7 protein-coding genes and 1 pseudogene are annotated in these 9,086 nt (G+C 64.4%); 2 read left to right on the top strand and 6 right to left on the bottom strand.

What is annotated here, in order from left to right; translation table 11 throughout:
* The first annotated feature begins 282 nt into the window (after positions 1-282).
* Positions 283-2,184 (top strand): methyl-accepting chemotaxis protein, encoded by a 1,902-nt coding sequence (locus BLU35_RS26845; protein WP_093235214.1) that lies wholly within the window; start codon positions 283-285, stop codon positions 2,182-2,184.
* 71 nt (positions 2,185-2,255) lie between these two features.
* On the opposite strand, the gene BLU35_RS26850 is transcribed toward BLU35_RS26845, so the two are convergent.
* The 6 genes from BLU35_RS26850 to BLU35_RS26875 all read right to left on the bottom strand — a co-directional run bounded on the left by BLU35_RS26850 (position 2,256) and on the right by BLU35_RS26875 (position 8,402).
* Positions 2,256-3,797 (bottom strand): aldehyde dehydrogenase family protein, encoded by a 1,542-nt coding sequence (locus tag BLU35_RS26850; RefSeq protein WP_502688178.1) that lies wholly within the window; start codon positions 3,795-3,797, stop codon positions 2,256-2,258.
* A gap of 17 nt (positions 3,798-3,814) precedes the next feature.
* Positions 3,815-4,696, bottom strand: coding sequence for an NAD(P)-dependent oxidoreductase (locus BLU35_RS26855; protein WP_093235215.1), 882 nt, complete (start codon positions 4,694-4,696; stop codon positions 3,815-3,817).
* Positions 4,697-4,886: 190 nt separating this feature from the next.
* The gene (locus BLU35_RS26860) at positions 4,887-5,804 is read right to left on the bottom strand and encodes a LysR family transcriptional regulator (protein ID WP_286161643.1); all 918 of its coding nucleotides are present in this window, start codon (positions 5,802-5,804) and stop codon (positions 4,887-4,889) included.
* 24 nt (positions 5,805-5,828) lie between these two features.
* Positions 5,829-6,986 carry a M20 aminoacylase family protein gene (locus BLU35_RS26865; protein WP_093235216.1) on the bottom strand — a complete coding sequence of 386 codons (1,158 nt, stop codon included), beginning with the start codon at positions 6,984-6,986 and terminating at the stop codon, positions 5,829-5,831.
* A gap of 67 nt (positions 6,987-7,053) precedes the next feature.
* A complete protein-coding gene (locus BLU35_RS26870; protein WP_093235217.1) occupies positions 7,054-7,569 on the bottom strand; it encodes a hypothetical protein in 516 nt (171 codons plus the stop codon).
* 14 nt (positions 7,570-7,583) lie between these two features.
* The gene (locus BLU35_RS26875; RefSeq protein ID WP_093235218.1) at positions 7,584-8,402 is read right to left on the bottom strand and encodes a DUF3100 domain-containing protein; all 819 of its coding nucleotides are present in this window, start codon (positions 8,400-8,402) and stop codon (positions 7,584-7,586) included.
* A 468-nt stretch (positions 8,403-8,870) separates the two neighbouring features.
* Between BLU35_RS26875 and BLU35_RS26880 the strand changes: the two are divergent.
* A pseudogene (locus BLU35_RS26880) lies at positions 8,871-9,086 on the top strand (IS110 family transposase); the annotation flags it as partial.

Genomic DNA, 9,086 nt, shown 5'->3' on the forward strand with positions numbered 1-9,086 from the left:
AGACAAGATCTCCCAAGACTGCTGCGGTGGTCTGCGGGCGGGCGAGCGATCGTCCGCCCGTTTTTCGTTTTCGCTCCCGTCTTCATTTTTTGCTGCACTGCGAAAAGCTGCGATCGCTTTTTTAACCCGAATTTAAATTCGAAATTACTATGTACTTACTGGTCAGTGCGCGCCCTTCGTTCCTCCCCTTAAAGGCGCAGCAAACAGCCGGTCCTCCTCCCGCCGGTATGGCTGACCATGTCCTCCCAACAACGCGATCGCGACATCACAGGAGTCACGGCAGTGACGTTCAAGAACCTATCGATATTGACCAAGGTCGGCCTTGTGGTCGTGGTCATGGGCATATCTTCCATTCTGATCGCGCTTGCCGGTGCGCGCGGTCTTTCCTCTCTCGGCGCGACGATCATCGATGTCGGCGCGCGCGAAGAGGCAGCGCGCGAGGCGATGGACCTGCGCGTCGACATCATCGCCATCAGCCGCATGACCTACCAGCTCGCCGCAGCGCCCGAGAAAGCCGCCGATTTCGGCCAGGAAACCGAGAAGCGCGCCGGGGAAATGCTCGGCCGTCTGACGAAGATCGAGGCGGTTGCCGATGATGCCGAAGACAAGCTGCTGAACGACATCCGCATCACCCTCAACAGCTACTTCGACGAAATCCGGGCAATGGTCGCCGTTGCTGCCGGCAAGGGCGCGGATACTGCCGCCGTCAAGGCTGCGCTCGACAAGGCGCTCGAAGCACAGAAGACGGTGACGACGACGGTAAAGTCCTACAGCACCTATTCCGGCGATGCGCTCGCTGATGCGCGCGCCGAAGCGCTCAATTCGTCTTCCGTCGCTATGACCGTTCTCGCGGCCGCCGCTGCGGCCTGCGTCCTTTTCGGCGTCGGCGTCAGCCTCGTCGTTGCCCGTCGCGGTATCGTCATGCCGGTGCGCGATCTCACCTCGACCATGAGCGAACTCGCCGATGGCAAGCTCGACGGCAACAGCACGGACGTCTCCCGCCAGGACGAAATCGGCGAGATGGCCCGCGCCGTCGAAGTCTTCCGCAAGAACGGCATCGCCATGCGCGCGATGAAGGCCCAGGAAGCCGCACTGCATGCCCGCAGCAGCGACCTGCAGTCGAACATCAGCGTCGTGGTCGCCTCGGCCGTTGCCGGTGATTTCACCGGCCGCATCACCAAGGACTATGAGAACGAGGACCTCAACCGCTTCGCGTCGAGCGTCAACGAGCTTGTGTCGAGCGTCGACCAGACGGTCAACGAAGTCCGCCGGGTCATCGCGGCGCTCGCCGACGCCGACCTGACGCAGAACATGCGCGGCGAATTCCATGGCGCGTTCGCGGAGTTGCAGAAGAACGTCAACCAGACGATGGTGACGCTGCGCTCGACGATGCAGAACGTGCGCACAGCGGCAAGCACCATCAACGACAACTCTGCCGAGCTGAGTTCGGCTGCCAACGACCTGTCGAAGCGCACCGAACAGCAGGCCGCAGCGCTCGAAGAGACCGCCGCCGCTCTCGACGAGATCACTTCGACCGTGCGCACAGCTTCCGAGCGGGCGAATGAGGCGCATGAAATGGTGCGCGCCACCAAGGACAGTGCCGGCCGATCCGGCGCGATCGTGCGCAGCGCGGTCGACGCGATGGGTCGGATCGAGGATTCGTCCAACCGCATCAACCAGATCATCTCGGTGATCGACGAGATCGCCTTCCAGACCAACCTTCTGGCGCTGAACGCCGGCGTCGAAGCGGCGCGTGCGGGGGAGGCCGGTCGTGGTTTCGCCGTCGTCGCCCAGGAAGTGCGCGAACTCGCCCAGCGTTCAGCAAATGCCGCCAAGGAGATCAAGACGTTGATCCACAGCTCGGCGTCGGAAGTCGAAAACGGCGTGGCGCTGGTGCGCTCCACCGGTGAGGCTCTGCTGGAGATCGAGACGCTGGTCAACAATGTCAGCGGCCACGTCAATACGATCGCCACCGCCGCCCGCGAACAGGCAACCGCGCTGCAGGAGATCAACACCTCGGTCAACCACATGGACCAGATGACCCAGCAGAACGCGGCGATGGTGGAAGAGACGACGGCTGCGAGCGGCACGCTCGCCGAAGAAAGTCGCCAGCTCCGCACGATGCTGGCGAAGTTCAAGCTCGAAGCGCAGGGCGCACGCGACAGCTGGAGCCGCGCGGCCTGATCGAGAGTCGGGAAAATAAACGGGAAAGGGCCGACAAATGCCGGCCCTTTCCCGTTTCAGGTGCGTATCGATCAAGCTTCCGGCGAATAGCCGAAGGCCACGGCCGGATGTTCCGCGGTCTCGACCCAGACGCTTTTCGTTTGCGTATAGGCCATCAGCGCATCGCGCCCGGAAGAACGGCCGTAACCGGAGCGGCCAAAGCCGCCGAAGGGCGACATGACGCTGATCGTCTTGTAGCCGTTGATCCAGAACGTACCTGCACGCACCTTGGAGGCGACGCGATGGGCGCGCCCGACGTCGCGGGTCCACACGGCACCGGCGAGGCCGTAGGGATTGTCGTTGGCGAGCGTGATTGCCTCTTCTTCATCGTCGAAGACGGTGACACCGACGACGGGGCCGAAGACCTCCTCACGGGCGATCGTCATGTCCGGCTTGACGTTGTCGAGAATGGTCGGGGCGAAATAGAAACCGCCAGAGGATTGAAGTGCTGCTGGCTTCATCCCACCGGTCGCAAGCGTGGCACCCTCGGCCACACCCCGGCGCACCATCTCCTCGATCTTTGCCCACTGGCGTTGATTGTTGATCGGGCCGATCTGTGTTGTATCCAGGTAGGGATCGCCGACCGGGATGCGCGCGGCGGCCGCGGCATAACGCTCGACGAATTGCTGGTGCACCGAGCGGTGGACGAGCAGCCGCGAGCCGGCAACGCAGCTCTGGCCGGCGCCGGAGAAGATTGCCGACTGCGCGCCGACGATGGCACGGTCGATATCGGCATCGGCAAAGACGATGTTGCCGGACTTGCCGCCGAGTTCGAGGATGCAGGGCACGACGTTCCTTGCCGCGGCCGCCGCAATGGCTGAACCGGCCAGCGCCGAGCCGACGAAGACGACGAGTGCTGTCTTCGGATGGGCGACCATCGCCTGGCCGGCCGTCACGCCCTGGCCGGCAATGACATTGACGAGGCCGCGCGGCGCGCCGCCGGCTTCGCAGAGCGCGCCCAGCACCAGCGTGCTGAGCGGCGTCAGTTCCGAAGGCTTGATGACGACGCCGTTACCGGCGCAGATGGCGGGTGCGATCTGCCAGCCGCCGGTAAAGAGCGGCGCGTTCCAGGGGGTGATCTGCGCGACGATGCCGACCGGCTCGTTGCGGGTATAGTTCAAGTGCGAGGTCGGAACCGGAATGACCTCGCCATGCAGCTTGTCGCACCAGCCGGCATAATATTCGAACATCTCGGCGACCCGGACTGCCTCGCCGCGGATGTCGCGGATCGGCCGGCCGGCCGAGCGGCTTTCGAGCTCGGCTATCTCGCCCGCGCGCTCGCGGATCTTGCGGGCGATCTCGTTCATCACCCGGCCACGGGCCGAGGCGGTCATCGCGATCCATTCGCGCTGGGCGCGCACCGCAGCCTGCATCGCCGCGTCGACGACGTCCTTGCCGGCATCCCTAAAGGTGGCGAAGACTTCGCCGGTCGCCGGATCCGTCAGCTTCTGCTCATCGCCGGAGCCGGGCACAAGCGCGCCATCCACATAGCTGCCGATTTCCGTGCCAGGAAGGAAACCGTGAAAGAGAGCGCGGATGCGCTCGGCCTTGGCGGGCATGGTCATGTCGTTCATCGTCGTTCCCTTGGGTATCAGTTGTCGTTGGCGTGGCGGAAGGCGCCCATGCGGGTGAAGTCATCGGCATTGTCGAGCGGGCTCTCGGCCCAGAGCTTTGCGACAGCACTCGAAAGCGGCAGCTCGGCGCCGGTGCGCGCTGCAAGTTCGCTCGCAAGCCGCACGTCCTTGCGCATCAGCCCCATGGTGAAGCCGCTGTCGAAGCGGCCGTTCATCACCCAGGTCGGGAAATGCACCTCGCTGATCATCGACTTGCCGGAGGCGGCGTTCAGCACCTTCAGCGCCTCTTCCGCGTCAAGCCCGGCCGCAAGCGCCAGCTTCAGGCCTTCGCCGGTCGTTACCATATGGGCGGCGGCAAGCAGGTTGTTGACGAGTTTCGCGACGTTGCCGGCGCCGCTTTCACCCACATGCAGCGCCTTCGCCGACATCGCCTCGATGACGGGGCCGGCAAGGGCGACGTCCGCATCGCTGCCGCCGATCATCATCGTCAGCTTGCCCCTGGCCGCACCCGCCGGGCCGCCGGAGACGGGCGCGTCGATGAAGCCGTGGCCGAGGCCGGCCAAGGCGGCGGCCAGATCGCGCGAGACATCCGGCTCGGATGTCGAGGTGTCGATGATCACGACGCGACGACCGGCCGATTTCAGCGCCTCGAGATTGGCCTCGACGACGGCGGCGACATCCTTGGCTGTCGGCAGCGAGAAGACGATGAAATCGGTATCGAAGAAGACGTCGGCGAGCGAGGCGACGGGAGAAACGCCACCTTCGGCCGCAAGCGTGCGCCGCACGTCCGAAAGGTCGAAGCCCTTGACCGAAAATCCCTTTCCGGCGAGCGTCGTCGCCATGCCGAGCCCCATGGCGCCCAATCCCACCACGCCAACTGTTGTCCGTTTCGCCGTCATGATCCGCTCTACCCTCGTATGATCTGTATGATCCGGCGAAGGTGGCATGCAGGTACGTGAGCGGGTAGACGGCGCGCCCGGTACAATGCGTTGCTGGCATGGCAACGTCTGGATGATGCACGCGGCGGCGCCAGGCGAACGCGCGTGTCACCGTTTCACCGAGAACAGGTGCGCGATTGGAACTGGCTGCCTAGGCCCGAAACGACTGCATTTCGGTTGCCAGGTGCTGGCCGAGCTTTTCGACCGAGAGCGGCAGGCGGCGATGGGCGCGCACCATGAGATGAGCGCTTGCCTCGCGCAGGAGCGGATCGCCAAGATCAATGGCCTGCATGGCGCCACGCGCAATTTCACCGGCGACGGCCGTACGTGGCAGGAAGGTGACGCCGAGGCCGGCGGCAACGAAGCGGCGGAGCACCTCGATCGAATGGGTTTCGAGCAGCGGCGCCAGCGCCAGCCCGGCGTCGGCCGCCACCCGTGCCACCAGTTGCGTCACGCCGTTGCCCTTGCCGAGCAGAGCGCAAGGCGAGGTCAGGCAATCGGCGAGTTTCAGTTCTGTGCGCTTCGACAGCGGATGACCGGTCGGCACGATGACGCAGAGCGGTTGGCGGGCGATCGCTAGCGCGCGGATGCGCGGGTCGGTGAAGGGGGTGTAGGCGATGCCGATATCGGCGTCGCTGTTGGCAATGGCGTCGACGACGTCTTCGGTACTGCCGAGCTCGACGATGTAGCGCACGTAGGAGTGCGCCCTGGAGAACGAGGAAAGCCCGTTTTCCACCAGATCGGCCATGAAGCCCTCGCCGCAGCGAATGCGGATGCGGGTCTGCTGCACGCCGCGGATCTGGTCGAGTTGCTCGGCGAGCAGCCCGTTGTCCTCGAGCACCCGCTTGCCATGTTCGAGAACCAGTTCGCCGGCATCGGTCAGGACCGTGCCGCGGGGGGTGCGCTCGAACAGCGAAAGGCCGATGTCGCGCTCGGTGTCGGCGATCTGCCGGCTGACGACCGATGGTGCCAGCCCCATATGCTCCGCAGCACCCCGGATCGAGCCGATGCGCGCAACCGCCATAAAGATCCTGAGCGCTTTCGCGTCGAGTACGTCCATGGCGGTCATGGATGCGATGGAATCCCTTTGGGGTCAACGACCAAGCGATGTCGCGATCAGGCGTGTCCAGAGGTTTACGCCCTGGCCGATGATCGCGTCGTTGAAATCGTAGTGCGGCGAGTGCAGCCCGGGATTGGCGCCCTTGCGCCGGGCACCGAGCCAGAGATAGCAGCCCGGGCGCTCGTCGAGCATGAAGGCAAAATCTTCAGCCGCCATGCTCGGCGGCGCGTCGATGACTTTCAACGCAGGGTCCTCAGCGGCAACGGCGCGCACAAGGGCGGCGGCAGCCGGGTCGTTGATCGTCGCCGGATAACGCCGCTGATAGTCGAGCTCCGCCTTGCAGCCGAGGCCTTCGGCAAGCGCCGTGACGAGCGCGCGCATGCGGTTTTCTAGCGTGTCGCCGACCGATTTGTCGAACCAGCGCGTCGTACCCCGGATCACTGCTTTCTCCGGGATGACGTTCCATGCGTCGCCGCCATGGATCTGCGTCACCGAGACAACGGCAGCGTCGAGCGGCGAGATGTTGCGGCTGGCGATCGTCTGCAGTGCCGTGACGATCTGGGCGGCGGCGACCAGCGGATCGGCGCCCTCGTGCGGCATGGCTCCATGGGCGCCGCGGCCGGTGACGGTGATTTCGAAGACGCCGAAGGCGGCCATCATCGCATCGTCGCGGGCGACCACCGAGCCGACGTCCAATGCCGGCCAATTGTGCAGCGCATAGACGGCATCGGCCGGAAAGTCGCGGAAGAGCCCGTCGGCGACCATGACCCGCGCGCCGCCCTCGGCTTCTTCGGCCGGCTGGAAGATGAAGTGAACCGTGCCGGCGAAGTCCATTTCGCTCGCCTGCCTCGCGGCGGCAAGCAGCATGGCGACATGGCCGTCATGGCCACAGGCATGCATCTTTCCTTGCGTTTTCGAGGCATAGGCAACGCCGCTCGTCTCTATGATCGGCAGCGCGTCCATGTCGGCGCGGATGGCGATGCTGCGGCTCGACGTGCCGCGAGACAACGTGCCGACAAGGCCGGTGCCGCCATAGCCGTTCTTCACCGTGATGCCCCATTCGGCCAGCCGGCCAGCGATGAAGGCCGCAGTCTGCCGCTCTTCGAAGGCAAGCTCGGGATAGGCATGCAGGTGATGACGCCAGCGGATCGTTTCCTCGATGCGTTCGGGGCTGATGTCGTGGCGTTTCATGGCTTGCATCCTGTGAATGGAGGGATGGTCGGCCGGCCTGCGTGGGCCGGCCAATCCTTGTGTCAGGCTATTGCCCGAGGCGCAGGAACAGATCGGCGACGACGACCGAGCCCATGTAAGTTCCGACCATCACGCAGATCGCGACGATGACGATCTTCCAGCCCGAGCGGCGGGCGATCGCGAATTCGCTCGCGGTCAGCGCAAGGCCGCCATAGGCAAGCGCCGGCGTTGCCAGCGCGAGAAAGTTCAGGTGTTCGACCTTTTCGCTGACCCAGGCCGCACCCGGGACGCCGGGGATGGTGATGAGGATCGCGATCAGCGACACCCAGGCGACACCAGGCAGGTAGAAGGGCACAAAGCGGGCGAGCGCCAGGCCGACGATGCAGGCGACGTAGAGCGTTGCCATGCCCGGGAGCGCCGTCAGCGGCGAGGTGCCGGTGCCGACCCAATTGGCGATAAGCCCGATGGCGCAGGCGATCAGAAGCAGGCCGGCATGGCCGACGACATCGATCTTGCGCTCGTCTTCGGCGTTAAGCGGGAGATCGTTGGCGTAGTTGGCGGAGGTGTTGGTCTGGTTGGCCATGATATCTCTCCCGATCAGGCTTGAGCGCGACGCTCGGACGGCCGAGCCTTGTTGTAGAGCCACTCGGTCAAGGGCAGCGCGACGAACATGCCGACATAGAGCCCGGTGGCATAGGTCAGGATGTTGCTGGCGGCGGCAAGCGCGAGGATGATGTCCTTCTGGTCGGGCACGGCAGCGACGAGGCCGCCGGTGCAGGCCGCCAGCATCGAGCCGGAGCCGACGCCGCAGGACATGGCGAGTGCGCGCACGTCGAAGATGCCAAGGCCTTGGACGATCGGCGGCATGATGGCAAAGACGAAGGTGCCGATCAGCGTACCGGTGGCATAGACGCCCATGGCGCCCGCACCTTCCGGCGAATTCAGGCCGTACTTGTCGGCGATCAGCGCGAGGTTCGGTTCACGGTCGATCGAATAGGTGGCGCCGACGGCCTCGCGGCCCATCTTGAGCAGGAATACCGCGACCGGGAAGGCGACGAGAATCGTGCCGAGATTGCCGAGCTCCTGGAGCACCAGCGCCGGGCCGGCCTCGATGATCTTGGAGATCTGCGGACCGACGGTCGTTCCGAACTTGGCGATGAACGGCATGATGGCGACGGTGATCATCGCGCCGGAAAGCTTGACCGCATCGCGCGACAGGAATCTGGCGCTGGCCTTGAAAATGGCGGGATTGACGAGGATGCCGAGCGCAAAGGCGTAGAGGATCGGCAGGAAGATGACAGTGCCGATGCCGATCGGAAGGCGTTGAATGCCGATCAGCTCGGAGACGATGACGATCGCCAGCACAAGGACGTGCAGATAGAGCGCGCCCGAGGCGGCTCCGGTTTTTCCGGTCATGATGTTCTCCTCTGGTTGGGAGCCAGTTGTTGTTCTTTGCCCAGCGTTCACAATAGGGGGTGAGGGCAAATAGCGGCTAGCCGGCCGGCAAGCAACGAAGTGTTGCGATTTGAGCAACGGGCCGGCCGCAGCTCCGGCGGCAATCGGGATCAGTCCCGCAGCGCCTTCATGTCATGGCTTCATTCCTGCATTTCATTCCAGCTGGCGTCACGACGAATCGTCGTCGCCTCTGCCCCAGCTGTTGCACAGCGGGAAGGGGGAGCCAAGCGCTATTGCCCACCGCTCGCACCACTTCGGGCGAGGCGGGTTTTGGGCCCTTGCCGCTATCAATCGCTCCAGGGCCCGGTTCGCCGTTGAAATAGACCGTATGTTCGCGGGGTGAAGGTGGCCCGCCCCCGCAGTAAGCTGAAGTCGGGGGTTGCTCTGGATAGGCCGGAGCCGAGCCCCACGCTTAAGCGAGAGCGAACCATGAAAGAAAATAGCGTAATTTTCATCGGCTTGGATACGTCGAAGTTGAAGATTTCAGTGGCCATTGCCGATGGAGAGCGCAACGGCGAGGTGCGGTTTTTCGGCGACATCTCCTCGGAGCCGGCGTCAGTGGCATCGATGATCAATAAGCTTTCCAAGCGTGGAGCCAAGCTCCACTTTTGCTACGAGGCCGGTCCCACGGGTTACGGTCTTTAC

Source organism: Sinorhizobium sp. NFACC03, assembly GCF_900103435.1.
In the GTDB taxonomy this organism is placed as follows: Bacteria; Pseudomonadota; Alphaproteobacteria; order Rhizobiales; family Rhizobiaceae; genus Ensifer.